Origin of the sequence: Pseudonocardia lutea (genome assembly GCF_042658055.1) — a bacterium.
Taxonomy (GTDB): Bacteria; Actinomycetota; Actinomycetes; order Mycobacteriales; family Pseudonocardiaceae; genus Pseudonocardia; species Pseudonocardia lutea.
In genome coordinates this window covers 136,920-158,345 of the sequence record NZ_JBHSQK010000007.1, presented here as the reverse complement: position 1 = coordinate 158,345, position 21,426 = coordinate 136,920, and the positions used below count along the sequence as shown (strand labels likewise).

General features: G+C 73.4%; 16 protein-coding genes. 8 read left to right on the top strand and 8 right to left on the bottom strand.

Annotated elements, in window-relative coordinates; all coding sequences use genetic code 11:
• The first annotated feature begins 227 nt into the window (after nt 1-227).
• Together ACFQH9_RS03695 and ACFQH9_RS03690 are read left to right on the top strand one after the other, a co-directional pair.
• Nucleotides 228-587 carry a bifunctional 3-phenylpropionate/cinnamic acid dioxygenase ferredoxin subunit gene (locus tag ACFQH9_RS03695; protein ID WP_379564181.1) on the top strand — a complete coding sequence of 120 codons (360 nt, stop codon included), beginning with the start codon at nt 228-230 and terminating at the stop codon, nt 585-587.
• Between the two features lie 8 nt (nt 588-595).
• Nucleotides 596-3,031, top strand: a complete 2,436-nt coding sequence (locus ACFQH9_RS03690) for a GcvT family protein (protein WP_379564179.1) — start codon at nt 596-598, stop codon at nt 3,029-3,031.
• A gap of 377 nt (nt 3,032-3,408) precedes the next feature.
• On the opposite strand, the gene ACFQH9_RS03685 is transcribed toward ACFQH9_RS03690, so the two are convergent.
• Nucleotides 3,409-4,194, bottom strand: coding sequence for an IclR family transcriptional regulator (locus ACFQH9_RS03685; RefSeq protein WP_379564177.1), 786 nt, complete (start codon nt 4,192-4,194; stop codon nt 3,409-3,411).
• Nucleotides 4,195-4,264: 70 nt separating this feature from the next.
• On the opposite strand from ACFQH9_RS03685, the gene ACFQH9_RS03680 reads away from it, so the two are divergent.
• The 3 genes from ACFQH9_RS03680 to ACFQH9_RS03670 are packed head-to-tail and all read left to right on the top strand — an operon-like array spanning nt 4,265 to nt 8,911.
• Nucleotides 4,265-5,737 carry an aldehyde dehydrogenase family protein gene (locus ACFQH9_RS03680; RefSeq protein WP_379564175.1) on the top strand — a complete coding sequence of 491 codons (1,473 nt, stop codon included), beginning with the start codon at nt 4,265-4,267 and terminating at the stop codon, nt 5,735-5,737.
• A 16-nt stretch (nt 5,738-5,753) separates the two neighbouring features.
• Nucleotides 5,754-7,292 (top strand): APC family permease, encoded by a 1,539-nt coding sequence (locus tag ACFQH9_RS03675; protein WP_379564173.1) that lies wholly within the window; start codon nt 5,754-5,756, stop codon nt 7,290-7,292.
• Entirely contained in the window at nt 7,289-8,911 is a 1,623-nt protein-coding gene (locus ACFQH9_RS03670; protein ID WP_379564171.1) for a GMC family oxidoreductase, read from the top strand. Before ACFQH9_RS03675 ends, ACFQH9_RS03670 begins: the two co-directional genes overlap by 4 nt.
• A gap of 70 nt (nt 8,912-8,981) precedes the next feature.
• Here the strand turns inward: ACFQH9_RS03670 and ACFQH9_RS03665 are convergent, their stop codons facing one another.
• The gene (locus ACFQH9_RS03665; RefSeq protein ID WP_379564169.1) at nt 8,982-9,398 is read right to left on the bottom strand and encodes an ester cyclase; all 417 of its coding nucleotides are present in this window, start codon (nt 9,396-9,398) and stop codon (nt 8,982-8,984) included.
• A gap of 349 nt (nt 9,399-9,747) precedes the next feature.
• Between ACFQH9_RS03665 and ACFQH9_RS03660 the strand changes: the two genes are divergently transcribed.
• Nucleotides 9,748-11,205: an AMP-binding protein gene (locus ACFQH9_RS03660; protein WP_379564167.1), complete on the top strand. Its 1,458-nt coding sequence runs from the start codon at nt 9,748-9,750 to the stop codon at nt 11,203-11,205.
• Here ACFQH9_RS03660 and ACFQH9_RS03655 read toward each other — a convergent pair.
• A complete protein-coding gene (locus tag ACFQH9_RS03655) occupies nt 11,202-11,963 on the bottom strand; it encodes a helical backbone metal receptor (RefSeq protein ID WP_379564165.1) in 762 nt (253 codons plus the stop codon). The genes ACFQH9_RS03660 and ACFQH9_RS03655 overlap by 4 nt on opposite strands.
• A gap of 12 nt (nt 11,964-11,975) precedes the next feature.
• On the bottom strand, nt 11,976-12,893 hold the full coding sequence (locus ACFQH9_RS03650) for a LysR family transcriptional regulator (protein ID WP_379564163.1): 918 nt from the start codon (nt 12,891-12,893) through the stop codon (nt 11,976-11,978).
• A 67-nt stretch (nt 12,894-12,960) separates the two neighbouring features.
• Between ACFQH9_RS03650 and ACFQH9_RS03645 the strand changes: the two genes are divergently transcribed.
• Nucleotides 12,961-14,196: an MFS transporter gene (locus ACFQH9_RS03645; RefSeq protein WP_379564161.1), complete on the top strand. Its 1,236-nt coding sequence runs from the start codon at nt 12,961-12,963 to the stop codon at nt 14,194-14,196.
• Here the strand turns inward: ACFQH9_RS03645 and ACFQH9_RS03640 are convergent.
• Together ACFQH9_RS03640 and ACFQH9_RS03635 are read right to left on the bottom strand one after the other, a co-directional pair.
• Nucleotides 14,165-15,571: an NAD(P)/FAD-dependent oxidoreductase gene (locus tag ACFQH9_RS03640; RefSeq protein ID WP_379564159.1), complete on the bottom strand. Its 1,407-nt coding sequence runs from the start codon at nt 15,569-15,571 to the stop codon at nt 14,165-14,167. The two genes, ACFQH9_RS03645 and ACFQH9_RS03640, sit on opposite strands and share 32 nt — an antisense overlap.
• A gap of 79 nt (nt 15,572-15,650) precedes the next feature.
• A complete protein-coding gene (locus tag ACFQH9_RS03635) occupies nt 15,651-16,277 on the bottom strand; it encodes an FMN-dependent NADH-azoreductase (RefSeq protein ID WP_379564157.1) in 627 nt (208 codons plus the stop codon).
• Between the two features lie 79 nt (nt 16,278-16,356).
• Here ACFQH9_RS03635 and ACFQH9_RS03630 point away from each other — a divergent pair, with 79 nt between their 5' ends.
• Entirely contained in the window at nt 16,357-16,800 is a 444-nt protein-coding gene (locus ACFQH9_RS03630; protein ID WP_379564155.1) for a MarR family winged helix-turn-helix transcriptional regulator, read from the top strand.
• 141 nt (nt 16,801-16,941) lie between these two features.
• On the opposite strand, the gene icmF is transcribed toward ACFQH9_RS03630, so the two are convergent.
• A complete protein-coding gene (gene icmF, locus ACFQH9_RS03625) occupies nt 16,942-20,163 on the bottom strand; it encodes a fused isobutyryl-CoA mutase/GTPase IcmF (RefSeq protein WP_379564153.1) in 3,222 nt (1,073 codons plus the stop codon).
• Nucleotides 20,164-20,306: 143 nt separating this feature from the next.
• Nucleotides 20,307-21,410, bottom strand: coding sequence for a serine/threonine-protein kinase (locus tag ACFQH9_RS03620; protein ID WP_379564151.1), 1,104 nt, complete (start codon nt 21,408-21,410; stop codon nt 20,307-20,309).
• Nucleotides 21,411-21,426: the final 16 nt, after the last annotated feature.

Here is a 21,426-nt window from a genome sequence, read left to right as displayed (position 1 = left end):
TCGTGGCCCCGGGTGGTCGAGCCGCGGCGCCACCCTGCGGCCGTTCGGCCCAGTCCCGATCATCGGGGTGTTTCCGGCTCGGGTCGAATCCGGACATCTCCGTCACGCATGTCGTCCAACCCTTGACAGTGGGTGGTGTCGGGCCGCACCGTGTTGCGCGTGGTGCTGCACGTTCCGCAGTACGCACAGCCCCCCGCCTGTCAGCCCGGCATCCGAGGACGCGGCCCATGAACTTCGCCTGCCAGCTCGCCGATCTCCCGCGCGGCGCCGCCCTGCGACTCACCGACCTCCCCGGCAGCCCGCCGGTCGCGCTCTTCCACACGGACGACGGCGAGCTCTTCGCCGTCGACGACACCTGCACCCACGCCGACGCCTCGCTCGCCGACGGCTTCGTCGAGGACTGCGCCGTCGAGTGCCCGCTGCACGCCGCGATCTTCGACCTGCGCACCGGGGAGGCGGACGGCCTCGTCGCGCGGTACCCGGTCCGCACGCACACGGTCGTGATCGAGGACGGCGCGGTCTACGTCCAGCTGTCGGACAAGATCCCGCACCTGCCCGCGGGCGTGCGCCGGTTCGCCGCCTCGTGAACCGCCCCGTGACCACCTCGGCATCACCCCGCGTCGTCGTCATCGGCTCCGGCGTCGTCGGCGCCGCGGTGGCCGACGAGCTGACCCGGCGGGGCTGGACCGACGTCACCGTGCTGGACCGGGGTGCACTGTCCCTGCCCGGCGGGTCCTCCTCGCACGCGCCGGGACTCGTCTTCCAGGCCAGCCCCTCGCGCACGCTGGCGCGGTTCGCCCGGTACACCGTCGAGAAGCTGTCCTCCCTCGACCTGGACGGGCAGTGGTGCTTCAACCAGGTCGGCGGCCTCGAGGTCGCCACCGAGCCCGCCCGCGTCGACGAGCTGTGGCGCCGGCACGGGTACCTGAGCTCGGTGGGCGTGGAGTCGACGGTCGTCGGGCCGGAGGAGTGCGCCGCGCTGCACCCGCTCGTGCCCGCGGACCGCGTGCTGGCCGGTCTGCACATCCCGACCGACGGCCTGGCGAAGGCCCCGCGGGCCGTCGAGGCCCAGGCCCGGCGCGCGATCGCGCGCGGCGCGCGGTTCCTCGGCGAGCAGCGCGTGGTGGAGGTGCTGCGCGACAAGGGCCGGGTGACGGGGGCCCGGACGGAGTCGGCCGCCGCCGGCGGCGGCCGGGGCCAGGAGGTCTTCCCGGCCGACGTCGTCGTGCAGTGCACCGGGTTCTGGGGGCCGCTGACCGGGGCCCTGGTCGACCTGCCCACCCCGCTGCTGCCGATGGCGCACCAGTACGCCCGCACCACCCCGGTGCCGGGGCTGCGGGACCGCGGCGCCCAGGAGGCGGTCGCGCCGATCCTGCGTCACCAGGACCGCGACCTCTACTTCCGCGAGCACGGCGAGCGGCTCGGCATCGGCTCCTACGCCCACCGGCCGATCCCGGTCGACCCGGCGAACCTGCCGACGCACACCGCGATGCCGTCGTCGCTCGACTTCACGCCGGAGGACTGGGCGCCGGCCTTCGCGGACGCGCAGGCGCTGCTGCCCGCCCTGCAGGGCGTCGAGGTCGAGCACGGCTTCAACGGCGTGTTCTCCTTCACCGCGGACGGCATGCCGCTGCTCGGCGAGCACCCCGACCTGCGCGGCTACTGGGTGGCCGAGGCCGTGTGGGTCACGCACTCCTGCGGCGTCGCGCGGGCGCTGGCGGAGTGGCTGGTCGACGGGCACCCGTCGCTCGACGTCCACGCCTGCGACCTCAACCGCTTCACCGAGGCCCAGCGCGCGCCGGCCTACGTCGCGCAGCGGGCCGCGCGGAACTTCGTCGAGGTCTACGACATCGCGCACCCGCTCGACCCGCCGGCGGGGCCGCGCCCGATGCGCACCAGCCCCTTCCAGCTGCGCCAGCAGGAGCTCGGGGCGGTGTTCACCGAGATCGGCGGCTGGGAGCGGCCGCTGTGGTTCGAGGCCAACGCCGGCCTGCCCGAGGTCGCGCGGATCCCGGGCCGCGGGGAATGGGCCTCGCGGCACTGGTCGCCGATCGCGGGGGCCGAGGCGCTCGCGACGCGCGACCGCGTCGCCCTGTACGACATGACGCCGCTGACCCGCGTCGAGGTCGCCGGGGCCGGCGCCTGCGCCTTCCTCGACGGCCTGACCAGCAACGAGGTCGACGTCGCGGTGGGCCGGGTCGTCTACACCCTGATGCTCACCGAGGCCGGCGGCGTGCTCTCCGACCTCACCGTGACCCGGCTGGGCGAGGAGCTGTTCCAGGTCGGGGCCAACGGCGAGGTGGACGTCGACCGGCTGCGCCGCCTCGCCCCGCCCGGGGTGTCCGTGCGCGACGTGACGGCGGGGACCTGCGGCGTCGGGCTGTGGGGCCCGCGGGCCCTGGACGTGCTGTCGTCGGTGAGCACGGACGACCTCTCGTTCGGCTACTTCCGGGCCCGCCGGATCCACGTCGGCGCGGTCCCGGTGCTCGCGCTGCGCGTGTCCTACGTCGGCGAGCTGGGCTGGGAGCTCTACACCACGGCCGACCAGGGCCTCGCGCTCTGGGACACGCTCTGGGCGGCCGGCGCCGGGCACGGGATGGTCGCCGCGGGACGGCACGCGTTCACCAGCCTGCGCCTGGAGAAGGGCTACCGGGCCAGCGGCGTGGACATGACCAGCGAGGACCGGCCCCTCGAGGCCGGCCTCGGGTTCGCGGTCAAGCCGGGGGAGTACCCGGGTGCGGCGGCGGTCTCCGCGGAACCCCGCCGTCGGCTGGTCCCGGTGGTCATGGACGAGCCGACGGACGTCGTCCTGGGCGCCGAGCCGGTCTACTCCGGGGACACCCCCGTCGGGTTCGTGACCAGCGCCGCCTACGGCCCGACGATCGACGCCGGCATCGCCTACGCCTGGCTGCCCGCCGACCTCGCCGCCCCGGGCACCCCGGTGGCCGTCGAGTACTTCGGTGCCCGGCTGCCCGGTGTGGTCGCCGCCGAGCCCCTGTTCGACCCCGAGGGGAAGCGGCTCCGCCCGTGACCGCGCGTTGACACGCCCCCGTGCGCGGTCGGTGGGGCTGGACCTTCACCGACCGCGCACGGGCGGCGGAGGCGTTGAGTACGGCGGGGTGAGGCCTTCCAACATCGGGAAGTGCTCACACCCACCTCGGCCGAGCGGCGCGTGCTGATCGTCCCACGCGATCTCCCCGAAACCCCGCGAAGATCGTCCGGTGCTCGGCACCCTCGCGCCACGGCGAGCGTCGAGGTCCGGACCGGGGTTCCGGGCCGGCCGGTGGTCTTCCGCGGCTCCGCAGCGGTCGCAGCCGGCCTGCTTTCGACCTGGTGCGGTGGGCGCCCCCTTCGATCAGTACCGGTGCGGTGAACCCATGATCGAACAGCGCTGGTGCTCCTTCCGCCCTACTCCCACCAGCCCATCCTGCGGCTGATGTCCCGGGCGGCGGTGACGACGGGCGGGGCCAGGTCCTCGAGGCGCTCCGGCGGGAGGCGGTAGCTCGGGCCGGAGAGGGACAGCGCGGCGGCGACGTGGCCCGTCTGGTCCCGGATCGGGGCCGCGACGGCGTTGAGCCCGATCTCGTACTCCTCGACGACGACCGCGTACCCCGTGTCGCGGACCCGGCGCAGGTCGGCCTCGACCGCGTCGCGCGCGGTCAGGGTGCGTTCGGTGAACGGCTCCGGGTGCTCGAGCACGTCCTTGAGCAGCGTGTTCAGGTCGGCCGGGTCGAGCCAGGCGATCAGCGCCTTGCCGCTGGAGGTGCAGTGCAGCGGGGTGATGCGGCCGATCCAGTTGTAGGTCAGGACGGTCGACGGCCCGCGGGCCTGGTGCACGTTGACGGCGTAGCGGTCCTGGAGCACGGCGATGTTGACGGTCTCGCCGAACTCCTGGGCGAGGCGCTCGCAGGACTCCCGGCCCAGCCGCGTGACGTCGAGCCGCCCGGAGACGGCCCCGGCCAGCGGGATCAGCCCGAACCCGAGGGTGTACTTGCCGCGGTCCGTGGCCTGCTCGACCAGCCCCCGCTCCTCCAGCGCACCCAGCAGCCGGAACGCGGTCGACTTGTGGACGTCGAGCTCGACGGCCACCTCGCTGACCCCGGCCTCCCCGCGGCGGGCCAGGATCTCCAGGACGGTGATGGCGCGGTCCACGGACTGCACGCCCCCGTCCCGCGGGCGATCCGTGTTGCCCATGACGGAACTATAGGGGCGGGTATGCCCGGTCTGCTTGACCCTGTACGGGGTTCGGAGCACGCTTCCGGCCGTGCCTGACCTCTTCATCGACGGCCGGTGGACCTCCGGGACGGGTGGCTCCGCCCAGGTGGTGAACCCCTTCGACGCCTCGGTCGTGCGGTCGGTCGACCAGGCCTCGGCGGCCGATGTGGACCGTGCCGTGGCCGCCGCGCGTCGGGCGTTCGACGACACCTCCGGGCCGTGGCGCACCACGGAGCCCCCGCAGCGCGGCGCCCTGCTCCGGCGCATCGCCGACCTGCTGGTCCGCGACAAGGAGGAGATCGCGCACACCGAGACCCTCGACACCGGCAAGACGCTGACCGAGAGCCGCATCGACGTCGACGACGTCACCGCGGTCTTCCGCTACTACGCCGACCTCGCCGACAAGGACGCCGGACGGCTCGTCGAGACCGGGCTCCCGGCCGTCGTCAGCCGGGTGGTGCACGAGCCGGTCGGCGTGTGCGCGCTGGTCACGCCCTGGAACTACCCGCTGCTGCAGCTGTCGTGGAAGGTCGCGCCCGCGCTGGCCGCCGGCAACACCGTGGTGATCAAGCCGAGCGAGGTCACGCCGCTGACCTCGGTCCACCTCGTGAAGCTGTGCGAGGAGGCCGGGGTCCCGGCCGGCGTCGTGAACATCGTGCTGGGCGACGGGCCCACGGTCGGCGCCCCGCTGACCGGCCACCCGGACGTCGACCTGGTCAGCTTCACCGGCGGCCTCGCGACCGGGCGGGCGATCATCCGCGCCGGGGCCGAGACGATCAAGCGCACCGCGGTCGAGCTCGGCGGCAAGAACCCCAACATCGTCTTCGCCGACACCGACTTCGAGCTCGCCGTGGACTACGCGATGCTCGCGGTGTTCCTGCACTCCGGGCAGGTCTGCTCGGCGGGCGCCCGGCTGATCGTCGAGGACCCCCTGCACGACGACCTCGTCGCCGAGATCGCCCGCCGCGCCGCCCGGATCCGTCTCGGCAGCGGTCTGGAGGAGGGCGTCGAGGTCGGGCCGCTGGTCTCCGAGACGCACCGGGCGAAGATCGAGGGCTTCGTGGCGTCGGCGCGGGAGGAGGGCGCGACGGTCGTCTGCGGCGGCGCCCGGCCGGACGACCCCGCGCTGGCCAAGGGCTACTTCTACCTGCCCACGGTGATCACGGACGTCAGCCGGGACATGCGGGTGATCCGGGAGGAGACCTTCGGCCCGATCCTCACCGTGGAACGGTTCACCACCGAGGCGCAGGCGATCGAGCTGGGCAACGACACCGAGTACGGCCTGGCCGGCGCGGTGTTCACCCGGGACATGGGCCGGGCGCACCGGGTCGCGTCCGCGCTGCGGCACGGGACCGTGTGGATCAACGACTACCACCCGTACGTGCCCGGTGCGGAGTGGGGCGGGATGAAGCGGTCCGGCAACGGCCGCGAGCTCGGGCACGCCGGTCTCCACGAGTACCAGGAGGCCAAGCACGTCTGGCACAACACCGCCCCCGCGCCGCAGGGGTGGTTCAAGGGCTGATCCGCCGGGAGGCCTGGTGAGCACCACCGAGCACGAGCAGCACGACCACGGACTCTCCGAGTTCGGCTACAGCCAGTCCCTCGACCGCAGCATCGGCAAGTTCGCGAGCTTCGCCGCCGGCGTCAGCTACATCTCGATCCTCACCGGAACCTTCCAGCTGTTCTACTTCGGGTTCGGGCTCGGCGGGCCGGTGTACTGGTGGTCCTGGCCGATGGTGTTCGTCGGCCAGCTGATGGTGGCGCTCTGCTTCGCCGAGCTCGCCGGCCGCTACCCGGTCGCGGGGTCGGTCTACAACTGGTCCAAGCGCCTGGCCGGCCCGACGGTCTCGTGGCTGGCGGGCTGGATGATGTTCACCGCGTCCGTGGTCACCCTCGCCGCCGTGGTGCTGGCCTACCAGGTCACGCTGCCGCAGATCTGGTCCGGCTTCCAGCTGGTGGGCGACGGCAGCGACACGACGGACTTCGGGTACAGCGCCGTCATCTGGGGCGCGATCCTCATCCTGTTCACGACGCTCGTCAACGCGTTCGGCGTGAAGCTGATGGCGCGGATCAACAGCACGGGCGTGTTCATCGAGCTGATCGCCGCGATCCTGCTGGTGGTCATCCTCGCGATCAACGTCGTGAACCCGCCGTCGGTCTTCTTCGACACCAAGGACATCGGTGCCGGGCAGCCCGGCGGCTACTTCGCGGTGTTCCTGGTGGCCTCCATCGCCTCGGCCTACGTCATGTACGGCTTCGACACGGCCAGCTCGCTGGGCGAGGAGACGGTCGACCCGCGCAAGACGGCGCCGAGCGCGATCCTCCGCGCCGTGATCGCGTCCTTCGTCATCGGCGGATGCATCCTGCTGTTCGGCATCCTGGCCGCGCCGGACCTCGACGACCCGCAGCTGGGGATGGCGTCGGGCGGTCTCCAGCTCATCGTGCTGCAGGCCCTCGGCGGCCCGCTCGGCAAGGTGTTCCTGGTCTGCATCGTCGTCGCGATCACCGTCTGCGCACTGGCCGTGCACACCGCGGGCATCCGGCTGATGTTCGCGATGGCCCGCGACAACGCGCTGCCGGCCGGAGCCCGCCTGGCGCGGATCGACCCCAAGCGCAAGACGCCGGTCATCCCGGCGATCCTCATCGGCGTCGTCGCCGTCCTGATCCTGGCCGTGAACATCGGGACGCCGGCGATCTTCACCGCGGTCACCAGCGTCGCGGTCATCATGATCTACCTGGCGTACCTGCTCGTGACGGTGCCGATGCTCGTCAAGCGGTTCCGCGGGCAGTGGCCCGGGCCCGAGGGGGCCACCGGCGGCTACTTCTCGCTCGGCAGGCTCGGCCTGCCGATCAACGTCCTGGCCGTGCTGTGGGGCGCGGCGATGGCACTGAACCTGGCCTGGCCGCGGGCCGACGTCTACGGCGAGGGCGTCGTGCGCTGGATCGCGTTCCTCTTCATCGGGGCGGTCGCGCTGGTCGGGCTCGTGTGGTTCCGGCTCAAGGGGCGCCACCAGCTCGGCACGCTGCCCGAGCACATGGCCCAGCAGATGGAACAGATGGAGGGGGAGCTGCCGTGACGGGGATCCACATCGGGGAGGCGCCGGGTGCCGGCGAGACCGGCACGTTCGACTACGTCGTGGTCGGCGGGGGCTCCGCGGGCTGCGCCCTCGCGGCCCGGCTGTCCGAGGACCCGTCGGTCACGGTGTGCCTGCTGGAGGCCGGCCCGTCGGACGTCGGGGACCCGGCCGTCCTGCGCCTCGAGGACTGGATGTACCTGCTGGACTCCGGCTACGACTGGGACTACCTCGTCGAGCCGCAGGAGCACGGCAACTCCTTCCTGCGGCACGCCCGGGCCAAGGTGCTCGGCGGCTGCTCCTCGCACAACTCCTGCATCGCGTTCTGGACCCCGCGCGAGGACCTCGACGAGTGGGCGGCGCTGGGCTGCGAGGGCTGGTCGGCCGACGAGTGCTGGCCGCTGATCCGCCGGCTGGAGACCAACGACGGGCAGTGGCGCGGACCCGCCCACCACGGCCACGGCCGCTCCGGGCCCGTGAACATCATGCAGATCCCGCCGGACGACCCGTGCGGCGTCGCGGTGCTGGAGGCGTGCGCGGCCGTCGGGCTGCCGACGGTGCGGTTCAACGAGGGCGTCACGATCACCGAGGGCGCCGGCTTCTTCCAGATCAACTCGTTCCCGGACGGCACCCGGGCGTCGGCGTCGGTCAGCTACCTGCACCCGGTCATGGACACCCGGCCGAACCTCGAGGTCCGCACGGACTCCTGGGCCTCCCGCGTGCTCTTCAGCCCGGACAGTCCTGGGGGCACCCGGGCCACGGGCGTGGAGTACCAGCGCGGCATCGGACCGGGCCGGGAGATCGTGCGGGCGAACCGCGAGGTGGTCCTCTCCGCCGGCGCGATCGACACGCCCAAGCTGCTGATGCTCTCCGGGGTCGGCCCCGCCGAGCACCTCCGGGAGTTCGGGGTCGAGGTCCTCGTCGACGCCCCCGGTGTGGGCGGCAACCTCGACGACCACGTCGAGGGCCTGGTCATGTGGGACGCGGGCCGGCCGATGGTCGCCCGGTCCACGCAGTGGTGGGAGATCGGGCTGTTCCACTGCACGCTGCCGGGGCTGAACCGGCCGGACCTGATGATGCACTACGGCTCCGTGCCGTTCGACCTCAACACGGTGCGCTGGGGCTACCCGACCACGGACAACGGCTTCTGCCTCACCCCGAACGTCACGCGCGGCCGGTCGCGGGGCACGGTGCGGCTGCGCAGCCGGGACTTCCGCGACCGCGCCCGGGTGGACCCGCGGTACTTCACCGATCCCGACGGCCACGACATGCGCGTCATGACCGAGGGCATCCGGCTGGCCCGGCGGATCGCCGAGCAGCCCGCGCTGAAGGAGTGGGTGGCCCGCGAGCTGGCGCCGGGGCCCGAGGCCGTGCGCGACGACGAGATCGAGGACTACGTCGTCAAGACCCACAACACCGTCTACCACCCGGCCTGCACGGTGAAGATGGGCCCGGCGACGGACCCGAGGGCGCCGCTGGACCCGCAGCTGCGGGTGCGCGGGGTGGAGAACCTGCGGGTGGCCGACGCCTCCGTGCTGCCCTTCCTGCCCGCGATCAACCCCAACATCACCACGATGATGGTCGGCGAGAAGTGCGCCGACCTGCTGAAGGCGAGCCGGTAGGGCCGCCGCGCGCCGTGGGGGAGCCCGCGACGGCTCGACGAGGCTCCTCGGCGGCGCGCGGCACGATCCTCTACTCCGGCAGCAGGCCGAGCTGGGCCAGCATGTCCAGCTGGTCCCAGTACATCCGGACGCGGACGACCTCGTCGCCCCGCACCGTGTAGACGGCCGCGAACGGGACCTCGATGCGGGCGCCGGTCGGCGGGGTCTCCGTGCCGTCGGGGTTGCCCAGCGGTCCGGTGTTCGTCCCCCGGAACAGCGACTCCTCGACGACCGTGTCGCCGTCCACGTAGGTGCGGTGCACGACGACCTGGTTGTCGGGGAAGGCCTTCTCGTTCTCGGCCCAGAAGTCGCGCAGTCCCTGGCGGCCCTTGGCGTCGAAACCGGGCAGCGTGAGCTCGCAGTCCTCGGCGAACGGGGCCACGAACCCGTCGACGTCGTGGGCGTTCCAGGCGTCGGTCAGGCGGTCGAACGTCGTCCTCAGGTCCATCGTCGTCTCCTCCGGGATCCGGACAGGGCGCGCCCACGCTAGGGAGCCCGCGCCGGCGGCCGACAGGGCCGAGGGACCGTGCCCGGCGGCCGATCGGGAGGGGCGGAAGCCCCGAGGAGGGCGTCGCGGCACGATCGGTACCGGTACGGGACGGATCGGTGGTGTGGTCGGGGCTCGGCACGCCCTCGGCGACCTTGCCGCACACGAGCCGGTGGGCGATGCTCGCGGAGATGCCTGCCCACGCTCTCCGGCCCCACCTGCGCCACCCGGCGCACTCCCGCGCCGACGCTCTCACCGGGACGCCGCCCGGCGAACCGGTCACACTGCCCGTCGGGGGGGAGGCCTGCGCATGAGTACCGCCCTCGCCGTCCGGCTGCGCGAGCTCGCCGCGGCCGGGCCGGACCGCCCCGCGCTGACCGACGAGCACGGCGTTGTGACCCGCCGCGAGCTCGACGACCGCTCCACCCGGCTCGCCCGCCGCTTCGCCGCGCTCGGGGTCGGGTACGGCGACTTCGTGTCGATCGCGCTCCCGAACGGGATCCGGCACGTCGAGTGCTCGCTGGCGGCGTGGAAGCTCGGGGCGGTGCCGCAGCCGCTGTCCCACCGGCTCCCGCCCGCGGAGCTCGCCGCGCTGGTCGGGCTCGCCGATCCGGCCCTGGTCGTGGGCCTGGACCCCGGCGACGGGCGGCCGTGGCTGACCGGGGACGAGGACCTGTCCGCCGGCGACGCCACGCCGCTGCCCGACGTCGTCGGCCCCTCGTGGAAGGCGCCGACCTCGGGTGGCAGCACCGGACGCCCGAAGCTGATCGTCGCGGGGCAGGAGGCGAGCGTGGAGGCCGTGCTCGCCCGCGCGCCCCTGCTGCGGATCGACCGGGACGGGGTGTTCCTGTCGACCGCGCCGCTCTACCACAACGCGCCGTACATGTTCTCGCTGATGGCGCTGCTGCAGGGGCACCACGTCGTCCTCATGGGCCGGTTCGACGCCGCCCGCGCGCTGGACCTCGTCGCCGCGCACCGGGCGACCTGGCTGTACGTGGTGCCGACGATGATGGGCCGGATGCTGCGGCTGCCCGCGGCGGTCCGCGAGGCCGCCGACCTGTCGTCGTTGCGGACCGTGCTGCACGTCGGCGCACCCTGCCCGCCGCACGTCAAGCGCGGCTGGCTGGACTGGGTGGGCCCGGAGACCGTCGTCGAGCTGTACTCGGGCACCGAGGCGCAGGCCAACTGCATGATCGACGGCCGGGAGTGGCTGGCGCGGCCCGGCTCGGTCGGGCGGGTGCAGCGCGGCCGGATGAGCGTGCGCGGCGAGGACTTCCGCGAGCTGCCGCCGGGCGAGGTCGGTGAGATCTGGATGCGGCCGGACGGGGAGGCGCCGACCTACCGCTACATCGGCGCCGAGGCCCGGGAGCGCGACGGGTGGGAGTCGCTGGGGGACATGGGCTCCTTCGACGCCGACGGCTACCTCTACCTGGCCGACCGGCAGACCGACATGATCCTGGTCGGCGGGGCGAACGTGTACCCGGCGGAGGTCGAGGCCGCGCTGTGCGAGCACCCCGCGGTGCTCTCGGCCGCGGTGATCGGCCTGCCGGACGAGGACTACGGCAACGTGGTCCACGCGATCGTGCAGGTGGCGGGCGAGGAGCCGGGGGAGTCGGGGGAGGAGGAGCTGCGCGAGTTCGTGCGCGGCCGGCTCGCCCCGTACAAGGTGCCGCGGACCGTGGAGCTCACCGCCGACCCCCTGCGCGACGACGCCGGGAAGATCCGCCGCAGCGCCCTGCGGGAGGCCCGCCTCCCGCAGGCCTCCTAACCGCGCCGCTCCCGGCCGCCCAGGGCCTCGGGCAGCACCCGCGCCGCCTCCACCAGGCTCGGCCCGTACCAGGTCAGCAACCGCCCGCTGACCAGGACGGACGGTGCGGTGAAGGCCTCCGGGCCGTCGGCGGCGGTGAAGAGGTACGGCTCGTCCGGCAGCACGACGAGATCGTGCGCGGGCAGGTCGGCCGGGTCGAACCGCGGATAGCGCTCGGGGGAGCCGGCGAGCACGTTGTCCACGCCGAGCCGGGCGAGCACCGCACCGGTGAAGGTGTCCGAGCCGCACGCCATCCAGGGCTTGCGCCAGATCGGCACCACCGCGCGGCGCCGCTCGGCCGGCTCCGGCAGGGCCGCCCACAGCCGGCGGGCCTCGGCGAGCCACGCCGGCTCGTCGAACCCGCAGGCGGCGAGCATGCGGCCGAGGGAGTCCAGCCCGCCGTCGACCGTCCGGATGTCGGTCACGTAGACCGCGAGGCCCGCGTCCCGCAGCCGCTGCAGGTCGCCGGGCTTGTTCTCCTCCTGGTTGGCCAGCACCAGGTCCGGCTCGAGCGCGACGATCGCCTCCACGTCGGGGTTCTTGGTGCCGCGCACCCGCGGCACGTCCAGGTCCGCGGGGTGGGTGCACCAGTCCGTGGCGGCGACGAGCCGCGAGCGGTCCGTGGCCCCGACCGCCTCGGTCAGCGAGGGCACGATCGACACGATCCGCTCGACCCCCGCCGGGACCTCGACCTCCCGGCCCTCGTCGTCGATCACCATGCGCCGAGCCTCTCATGCCGGGAACAGCGGGGCGTCCCGGTTCAGCAGGAACCGGCGCAACGCCCGGACCGGGGCGCTGGCCGGCCGGTCCCGCGGCCACACCACGCCGATCACCCGGCTGGTGCGCGGGCTCGTCAGCGGGAGCTCGACGACGCCGGGCGGCGGCTCCCGGTGCGACACCGGGAGCAGGGCCACACCGAGACCCGCGCCGACGAACCCGCGCAGCGTCGCGGTGTCGCCGCCCTCGAAGGCCAGCCGCGGGGTGAACCCGGCCTCCCGGCACCAGGCGTCGACGATGGTGCGCAGGCCGTAGCCCGGCAGGAAGCCGACGAACGCCTCGCCCGCCGCGTCGGCCAGCGGGATGCCCTCGGCGCGGGGGGCGAGCGGGTGGTCGGCCGGCACCGCGAGCCGCAGCTCCTCCTCGCCGAGGGGCTGCGCGGCCAGCCCGGCCTCCTCGGGCAGCGGGGAGGTGAGCGCCAGGTCGGCCTCCCCGGCCCGCAGCCGCTGCAGCAGGACCGCGTGCGCGTCCTGGACCAGGTCGAACCGGATGCCGGGATGGCGTGCGCGGAACTCGCCGATCACCCGCGGGACGACCTCGGCGCCGAGCGTCGGCAGGAAGGCCAGCGTGACCCGGCCGCTCACGCTGTCGACCTCGCCGGCCAGCTCGCGGGCACCGGTGGCGAGCTCGGCGAGGGCGCGCTCGGCGTAACGCAGCAGCAGCCGGCCCTCGCGGGTGAGCCGGACCGACCGGCCGCTGCGGACGAACAGCGAGGTCCGCAGCTCCCGTTCGAGGCGGGCGATCCCGCGGGAGAGCGTGGACTGCGGCACACCCAGCTCGTCCGCCGCCTGCGTGACGTGCTCCGTCCGCCCGACGGCGACGAACCAGCGCAGGCGGGGTGCGAGCGCGGTCAGGACTACCGACTCATCCATCTGTGCATCATGGCATTGGTCAAGATGCATTGGACGCATGCTCGCCCGCCTCGTACGGTCGGGAGCGATGACGACGACCGCCCCTGCCCCCGCCACCCCGCCCGCGCTCGGCCACGAGCGCGGCAGCCCGGGGTACCGCCGGCTCGGGCTGGCGATGTGGTGCACCGGGCTGGCGACCTTCGTCCTGGTCTACGCCGTGCAGGGGCTGCTGCCCACGCTCGCCGACGAGTTCGGCGTCTCCTCGGGGACCTCCAGCCTGGCGCTCTCGGCGACCACGCTGACCCTGGCGCTCGCGGTCGTGCCGCTGTCCGCGGTCGCCGAGGCCTGGGGGCGCGCCCGGGTGATGACCGTCGCGCTGGCCGCCTCGGCGGTCCTCGGCCTGCTGGCCCCGCTCGCCCCGACCTTCGGGGTGCTCGTCGGGATCCGGGCGCTGCAGGGGATCGCGCTCGCCGCGCTGCCGGCCCTGGCCATGTCGCACGTGACCCGCGAGGTGGCGCCGCGGCACCTCGGCGGTGCGGTGGGTCTGCTGATCGCCGGCAACACCATCGGCGGGCTCTCCGGCCGGCTCATCGCGACCGCGGTCGCCGACGTCGCAGGCTGGCGGGTCGCGCTGCTGGCCGTCGGGCTCGTGTCGCTGGCCTGCACCGTCGCCTTCCGGCTGCTGCTGCCGCCGTCGCTCGCGCCGGCCGCCCCGCGGGTCCGCCTCGGCGAGCTCGGCGTGCCGATCCTGCGGCACCTGCGCGACCCGGGCCTGCTGTGCCTGTTCGGGATCGGCTTCCTGCTCATGGGCGCGTTCGTGACCGTCTACAACTACCTGGGCTTCCGGCTGCTGCGCGCCCCGTTCGGGCTGCCCGCGGCGCTCGTCGCGCTGATCTTCCTCGGTTACCTGGCCGGCTCCTACGCGTCGACGGCCGCGGGCCGGCTCGGCGACCGGTTCGGCCGCCGCACGATCATGTGGATCGGTATCGCGGTCGCCGCCGCCGGCGCGTGGCTCACCACGCCGGCCTGGCTGCCGACGGTCCTGGCCGGGCTGCTCCTGGTCACCGTCGGGTTCTTCGCCGGCCACTCGCTCGCCAGCAGCTGGGTCGGGCGCCGCTCGTCGATGCTGGCCGAGGGCTCGCCGGGCATCGCCTCGTCGCTGTACCTGTTCGGCTACTACGCGGGCAGCAGCGTCGGCGGCACGGTCGGCGGGGTGGTGTTCGACCACGCCGGCTGGACCGGCGTCGTCGGCTACCTCACGGTGCTGCTCGCCGGCGCGCTCGCCCTGGCCCTCACCCTGCGCCGGATCCCGAGTCCGGCCTGACGTACTCCCGGTCGTAGGGCCGCTCGGCGGTCGTCGGCTCGCCGAGCGGGTAGGCCCGCTCCCCGCGCCGGTTCGCGGCGAGCGCGGTCGCCCAGTTCAGCAGGGTGGTGAACCGGTTGTGCACGCCCGCCAGGAACGCGATGTGGATCGCGCCCCAGAGCACCCAGCCGACGAACCCGTCGACCCGCACCCGGCCCTTCTCCAGCAGCGCGTGGCGCCGGGAGATGTAGGCCGCGTTCCCGAGGTCGCGGTACCGGAAGGGTCGCGTCGGCCGCCCGGCCAGGACGCGCCGCACGTCCTCGCCGGCGTGCCGCCCGGACTGCATCGCCACCTCGGCGACGCCGGGCAGGTCGTCGAGGCTCATGACGTCGCCGACCACGCGGATCTCCGGATGTCCCGCGACGGTGAGGTCCGGCTCGACGGGGATCCGGCCCTGCCGGTCCTGCGTCGCCCCGGTCTCCTTGGCGACGACCTGCAGGAACGGCACCGCCTCGACGCCCGCGGTCCACAGCACGGTGCGCGCGTCGTAGCGCCGCTGCTCGCGCCGGCCGTCGGGCCCCGGCTTCTTCGCGGTGGTGACCACGCCGCGCTCGTCGACGTCCGTGACGTGCACCCCGAACACGGTCTCGACGCCGACCTCGTCCAGGGCCTCCTGCGCCTTGGCGGTGAGGTTGCGGCCGAAGGACTTCAGCACCCGGTCCCCGCCGTCGAACAGCACCACCCGCGCCTCGCGCGGGTCGATGTGCCGGTACTCGTGCTCGATGGCGTGCAGGGCGAGCTCGCGGATCTGCCCGGCCAGCTCGACGCCGGTCGGGCCGCCGCCGGCCACCGCGAAGGTCAGCCACTCCGCCCGGTCCCTCGGGTCCGGCAGCGTCTCGGCCATCTCGAACGCTCCGAGGACGCGGCGGCGGATGGCCAGGGCGTCGTCGATCGTCTTCATGCCCGGCGCGTGCACCGCGAACTCGGGATGGCCGAGGTAGGACTGGCGCATCCCGGCCGCGACGATCAGCTGGTCGTAGGGCAGCTCGAAGGTCGTCTCGTCCGGACGGCGGGCGGTGAGGACCCGCGCTGTCGCGTCGAGGTCGCACGCCTCGCCGAGGACCACGCGCACGTTGCGGTGCCGGCGCATCAGCGTGCGCAGCGGGGTCGTGATCTGTCCCTCGGACAGCAGGCCGGTGGCGCACTGGTAGAGCAGTGGCTGGAACAGCGAGGTCGTGGTCCGGTCGAGCAGTGTGACGTCCGCGTCCGCCTCGGCGAGCCGACGGGCCGCGTAGACCCCGCCGAACCCGCCGCCGACCACCACGACCTTCGGCCGCGCCATGTGCTCCCCCTTCGAGTCGCTCGTCCACGCGTACCCGGCGGGAGGCGGGGGCATGCCGTCGACCTGCCCGTCCCTCGACGAGCGAACGGCGCTCTCGCTCCTGCCGCGTGAGCGAGAGCGCCGCCCTCATGGGTCACCAGGTCTTGGCCAGCTCGCGGGCGCGGGCGTGGGCGGCGTCGCGGGCGGTCGCGGCGTCGTCCGTGACGAGGTTCGGGCGGAAGTGGATCTCCTCGACCTCCTCGATCCCGGCCCAGTGCAGCCAGTCGGTGAAGAAGGTGGACTGGAAGTCGCGGCCGAACGCCGGTCCGCGGGCGGGGCCGTAGACCGCGCTGGTGTAGACCACGGCCGCCTTCTTCCCCTGCAGCAGCCCGGTGTACCCCCGTTCCGGGTCGAAGCCGAACACCAGGCCGGGTTGGCTGATCACGTCGATCAGTTGTTTGAGCACGTAGGGCACCCCGGCGTTCCACATCGGGACGCTGAACAGGTAGCGGTCGGCCGCGTCGAACCGGCGGAACTCGGCGACGGCCGCGGCCCACGCCGCCGCGCCCTCGCCCTCGGGCTCCCGGCCGGCGAAGACCGCCATCTTCGCCGCGGCCGCCGGGGGACCGAAGGCGGGCAGCGTGCCGTCCCAGAGGTCGCGGTGGGTGATCTCGGCCTCGGGGTGCGTCTCGGCGTAGACGTCCAGGAAGGTGCTCGCGATCGCGAGGGACTCGGAGGCGGCACCGCGGGGCGAGGCGGCGACGTGCAGCAGGCGGGTCATGGGAACTCCTCCAATGGAAGTGCGTGCGCACGCACATAGTAACCACGATGCGTGCGCACGCACAAGCTATGCTGCCCGCATGGATCCCGACGACGCGGGCGTGGCGGCCTGGGCCGCCCTCCTGCGCACCCACGCCGCGGTGCTCCGCGAGCTGGAACGCGACATGGAGCGCGCCCAGGGCATGCCGATGACCTGGTACGACGTGCTGCTCGAGCTCAACTCGGCACCGGAGCGGCGGCTGCGGATGCAGGAGCTGGGGGAGCGGGCGGTGGTGTCGCGCTCCCGGGTGAGCCGGATCGTCGACGAGCTGGCACGGGCGGGGCTCGTCGTGCGCGAGCAGGACCCGGCCGACCGGCGGGGGAGCTGGGCGGTCCTGACGCCCGCGGGCCGGGAGCGGCTGCGCGCCGCGGCGCCGGGCTACCTCGACGGGATCGCGAAGCACTTCGCCGACCACCTCACGGCCGAGGAACGCGACACGATCGCCGCCGCCCTGCAGCGCGTCCTCGCCGCGCACGCCCGCTGAGCCAACGGGCCGGCGGTCGGCGGACGGCTTTCCCGCTCACCAGGAACGAGCGGGAGTGCCGCTCGCTCCTGGGGCGTGGAAAAGGTGTNNCCCCGCACCGACCACGGTGCGGGGCGACGGGGTGGGGGAGGTGCAGCCGCACTACATGTTGCGGCGGTACTGGCCCCCCACCTCGAAGAAGGCGTCCGTGAGCTGCCCGAGCGAGCAGACCCGGGCGGCGCGCATCAGCTCGTCGAACACGTTGCCCTCGCCGGTGGCGACGTCCTGCAGCCGGCGGATCGCCTGCTCGGCCTCGGACTTGTGCCGGGCCTGGAAGTCCGCCAGCCGCCTCAGCTGGGACTGCTTCTCGGCCTCGGTGCCGCGGGCCAGCTCGATCTCCACCGGCTCCTCGTCCGCCTCCGGCTTGCGGAAGGTGTTCACGCCGATGATCGGCAGCTCACCGGTGTGCTTGCGGTGCTCGTAGAGCATCGACTCGTCCTGGATCTTGCCGCGCTGGTAGCCGGTCTCCATGGCGCCCAGCACGCCGCCGCGCTCGGCGATCCGGTCGAACTCGGCGAGCACGGCCTCCTCGACGAGGTCGGTCAGCTCGTCGACGATGAACGAGCCCTGCAGCGGGTTCTCGTTCATCGACAGGCCCCACTCGCGGTTGATGATCATCTGGATCGCCATCGCGCGCCGCACCGAGGACTCGGTCGGGGTGGTGATCGCCTCGTCGTAGGCGTTGGTGTGCAGGGAGTTCGCGTTGTCGTAGAGCGCGCAGAGGGCCTGCAGCGTGGTCCGGATGTCGTTGAAGTTCATCTCCTGCGCGTGCAGGGACCGGCCCGAGGTCTGGACGTGGTACTTCAGCTTCTGCGAGCGCTCGTTCGCGCCGTAGCGCTCCCGCATCGCGATGGCCCAGATCCGCCGCGCGACCCGGCCGATGACCGTGTACTCGGCGTCCATGCCGTTGGAGAAGAAGAAGGACAGGTTCGGCGCGAAGTCGTCGATGTCCATGCCGCGCGCCAGGTAGCTCTCCACGAACGTGAAGCCGTTGGACAGCGTGAACGCGAGCTGGCTGATCGGGTTCGCCCCGGCCTCGGCGATGTGGTAGCCGGAGATCGACACCGAGTAGAAGTTCCGCACCTTGTGCTGGATGAACCACTCCTGGATGTCGGCCATCATCCGGAGCGAGAACTCGGTGGAGAAGATGCAGGTGTTCTGGCCCTGGTCCTCCTTGAGGATGTCGGCCTGCACCGTGCCGCGGACGTTCGCGTAGGCGAAGGCGGTCAGCTCCTCGCGCTCGGCCTCGTCGGGCTCGCGGCCCTCCTCCTCGCGGAACTTGTCGATCTGCTGGTCCACCGCCGCGTTGAGGAAGAACGCCAGGATCGTCGGCGCCGGGCCGTTGATCGTCATCGAGACGGACGTCGTGGGCGAGCAGAGGTCAAAGCCCGCGTAGAGCTCCTTCATGTCGTCCAGCGTCGCGATCGAGACGCCGGACGTGCCGACCTTGCCGTAGATGTCCGGGCGGGTGTCCGGGTCGTGCCCGTAGAGGGTGACCGAGTCGAACGCCGTGGACAGCCGTTTGGCCTCGGAGTCCTCCGACAGGTACTTGAACCGGCGGTTGGTGCGGAACGGGTCGCCCTCGCCGGCGAACATGCGGGCCGGGTCCTCGCCCTCCCGCTTGAACGGGAACACGCCCGCGGTGAACGGGAACCTGCCGGGCAGGTTCTCCTTGCGCAGGAAGCGCAGGAGCTCGGCGTCCTCGGTGTACCTGGGCAGGGACACCCGCGGCACCTTGTTGCCCGACAGGGTCTCCCGGGTCAGCTGGGTGCGCAGCTCCTTGTCGCGGACCTTCACCACGAGCTCGTCGCCGGAGTAGTCCTCGACGACCTGCGGCCAGGTGTCCAGCAGCTGCGCGGCCTCGCCCGACAGGTCCCGCTCGGCCTTCTGCAGGGCGTCGTCGACCGGCTCGCCGACCAGCTCGCGCGCGGTGCGCAGGTGCTGGCGGACGCGGGCCTTGGTGGCCTCGGACTCGGTCTCGGCGTGGTAGCCGCGCACCGTCTCGGCGATCTCGGCCAGGTAGCGCACCCGCTCCGGCGGGATCACCGCGGCGTACTCGGTGGAGGTCTTGCGGTCCACCTTCGGCAGCCGGCCCTCGTGCAGCGTCAGGCCGTTCTCCGCGAGCAGGCGCCCGAGCTCCTGGTACAGCGCGGTGACGCCGTCGTCGTTGAAGGTGGCGGCGGAGGTGCCGAACACCGGCATGTCCTCCCAGCTCGCACCGAACTCCTCGCGGTTGCGCACGAGCTGGCGCCCCACGTCGCGGCGGGCGTCCTCAGCGCCGCGGCGCTCGAACTTGTTGATCGCCACGACGTCGGCGAAGTCCAGCATGTCGATCTTCTCGAGCTGTGACGCGGCGCCGAACTCCGGCGTCATCACGTACAGCGAGCGGTCGACGAAGGGCACGATGCCGGCGTCGCCCTGGCCGATGCCCGGCGTCTCCACGACGACCAGGTCGAACCCGGCCGCCTTGAGCACCGAGATCACGTCGCCGAGATTCTCCGGGATGACGCCGTCGTTGCCGCGGGTGGCCAGCGAGCGGAAGTAGACCTGGTCGCCCTTCAGCGCGTTCATCCGGATCCGGTCGCCGAGCAGCGCGCCGCCGCCCTTGCGCCGGGTCGGGTCCACGGCCAGCACCGCGATCCGGAGCTTGTCCTCCTGGTCGAGCCGGAAGCGGCGGACCAGCTCGTCCGTGAGCGAGGACTTGCCGGAGCCGCCGGTGCCGGTGATGCCCAGGACCGGGACCTGCTTCTCCGAGGCCTTCACCCGCTCCAGCACCTCGGCCGGCAGCTTCCCGGACTCGGCCAGGGTCAGGGCCCGGGCCAGCGTCGCGGTCTCGCCGGTGAACACGCCGTCGTACGACGCCGGGGGCTCGGCCGTGAGGTCGGTGTCGCACTCCCGGATCATCAGGTTGATCATCCCGGGCAGGCCCAGGCGCTGGCCGTCGTCCGGGGAGAAGATGCGCGAGACGCCGCGGGAGTGCAGCAGCTCGATCTCCTCGTGGACGATCACGCCGCCCCCGCCGCCGTAGACCCTGACGTGCCCGGCGCCGCGCTCGCGCAGCAGCTCCACCAGGTAGGAGAAGTACTCGACGTGCCCGCCCTGGTACGAGCTGATGGCGACGCCCTGGACGTCCTCCTGGATGGCGGCGGTGACGACCTCGTCGACGGAGCGGTTGTGCCCGAGGTGGATCACCTCGGCGCCCTGCCGCTGCAGGATCCGCCGCATGATGTTGATCGCCGCGTCGTGCCCGTCGAACAGGCTCGCGGCCGTCACGAAGCGGATGGGGTTCTTCGGCACGTAGAGATCGGCGCTGAGCTCGCCCACGGTTCCTCCTGCACGACGACGGACACATTTAGTTTGACGTCCTAGTATCGGGCTTGCAAGAGATCGTGATGTGATGTCCGTCGGACGATGTTTACCCAGGTCAGCGGCCCGTGAATCCCTGGCCGCCCCCGCCGCCGGCCCCCTCAGAGGAGGGCGTCGAGGGCGGTGTGCACCTCGGCCAGCGTGGGGCGTGAGGCCGGATCGGTGAGCAGGCAGCCGTCGAGGACGCTCGCCACCCGCACCGGGAGCCGCCGTCGGGACCGGAGCCGGGGGGCCGGCCCCCGCAGCTGCGGGTAGAGCCGGCCCAGCTCCGCCCGCGGGTGCGTGGAGTCGGTCCGGGAGAGACTGTGCGAGCCGGTCTGCTCCGGGTCCGCGACCCCGTCGGGGAAGGGCCGGACGCCGGTCGCGGCCTCGTGCAGGACCACGCCGACCGCCCAGACGTCCGTCGCGGGGGTGACGATCCCGCCGAGGATCTGTTCGGGGGCCATGTACCGTGCGCTGCCGACCTCCGCCGGTGCCGGGCCGGGCGCGCGGGCGAGCGCCAGGTCGATCACCCGGGTCACGCCGGCGCTCACCACGATGTTGCTGGGCTTGACGTCGCAGTGCACCCGGCCGTGCTCGTGCAGGTACCGCAGCGCCGCGCCGAGCTGCTGGCCCAGGTGCGCGAGCGCCGCCTCCGGGAAGCGGCCGTAGCTGTCGAGCGCGTCGGACAGGGTGCCGCCCGGCAGCGACTCCAGCACCATCACCGGGTTCGGGCCGCGCTCGTCGACCAGGTCCAGCAGCCGCACGATGTACGGGTGGCGCAGCGCGCGCAGCAGCTTGGCCTCGCGCAGCAGCCCCCGCCGGGTCCGGACGTCGCCCACCAGGTCCGGGCGGAGCACCTTCGCCACCGTGTGGCAGTGGTGCACGGCGCTCCACGCGTCGTAGGTGTCGTAGTCCTCGCCGCGGCGCAGGTGCTGGACCACGGTGTACCCCGGCGCGACCTCGCGGCCGGGCGCGAGCGGGGCGGGCCCGTCGAGATCGGCGGACGGCTCGGACGGCTCGGCCGTCGCGTCGACGTCCGAGGCCACCGGCTCGGGAGCGGGGGCCGGCTCCTCGACCGGGCCCGCGGGCGCGCGCCGGGCGTGGCGGCGGGTCGTCTCCGCCGCCCCGGCGGTCCGGCCGCGCGCCCGGCGGGCCTGCACCTCCCGGAACCCGCCGGGAGCCGGATCCCGGCGGGGATCCGGCTCCAGGGCGGCCGCACTCATCGCGCGGCCCCGCGAC

What these genes read in the sequence shown, in the direction of transcription:
- ACFQH9_RS03695 (WP_379564181.1), top strand. Translation starts at nt 228, where the DNA reads ATGAACTTCGCCTGCCAGCTCGCCGATCTCCCGCGCGGCGCCGCCCTG.
- ACFQH9_RS03685 (WP_379564177.1), bottom strand. Translation starts at nt 4,194, where the DNA reads ATGGGCAACACGGATCGCCCGCGGGACGGGGGCGTGCAGTCCGTGGAC.
- ACFQH9_RS03665 (WP_379564169.1), bottom strand. Translation starts at nt 9,398, where the DNA reads ATGGACCTGAGGACGACGTTCGACCGCCTGACCGACGCCTGGAACGCC.
- ACFQH9_RS03660 (WP_379564167.1), top strand. Translation starts at nt 9,748, where the DNA reads ATGAGTACCGCCCTCGCCGTCCGGCTGCGCGAGCTCGCCGCGGCCGGG.
- ACFQH9_RS03655 (WP_379564165.1), bottom strand. Translation starts at nt 11,963, where the DNA reads ATGGTGATCGACGACGAGGGCCGGGAGGTCGAGGTCCCGGCGGGGGTC.
- ACFQH9_RS03650 (WP_379564163.1), bottom strand. Translation starts at nt 12,893, where the DNA reads ATGGATGAGTCGGTAGTCCTGACCGCGCTCGCACCCCGCCTGCGCTGG.
- ACFQH9_RS03645 (WP_379564161.1), top strand. Translation starts at nt 12,961, where the DNA reads ATGACGACGACCGCCCCTGCCCCCGCCACCCCGCCCGCGCTCGGCCAC.
- ACFQH9_RS03640 (WP_379564159.1), bottom strand. Translation starts at nt 15,571, where the DNA reads ATGCCCCCGCCTCCCGCCGGGTACGCGTGGACGAGCGACTCGAAGGGG.
- ACFQH9_RS03635 (WP_379564157.1), bottom strand. Translation starts at nt 16,277, where the DNA reads ATGACCCGCCTGCTGCACGTCGCCGCCTCGCCCCGCGGTGCCGCCTCC.
- ACFQH9_RS03630 (WP_379564155.1), top strand. Translation starts at nt 16,357, where the DNA reads ATGGATCCCGACGACGCGGGCGTGGCGGCCTGGGCCGCCCTCCTGCGC.
- ACFQH9_RS03620 (WP_379564151.1), bottom strand. Translation starts at nt 21,410, where the DNA reads ATGAGTGCGGCCGCCCTGGAGCCGGATCCCCGCCGGGATCCGGCTCCC.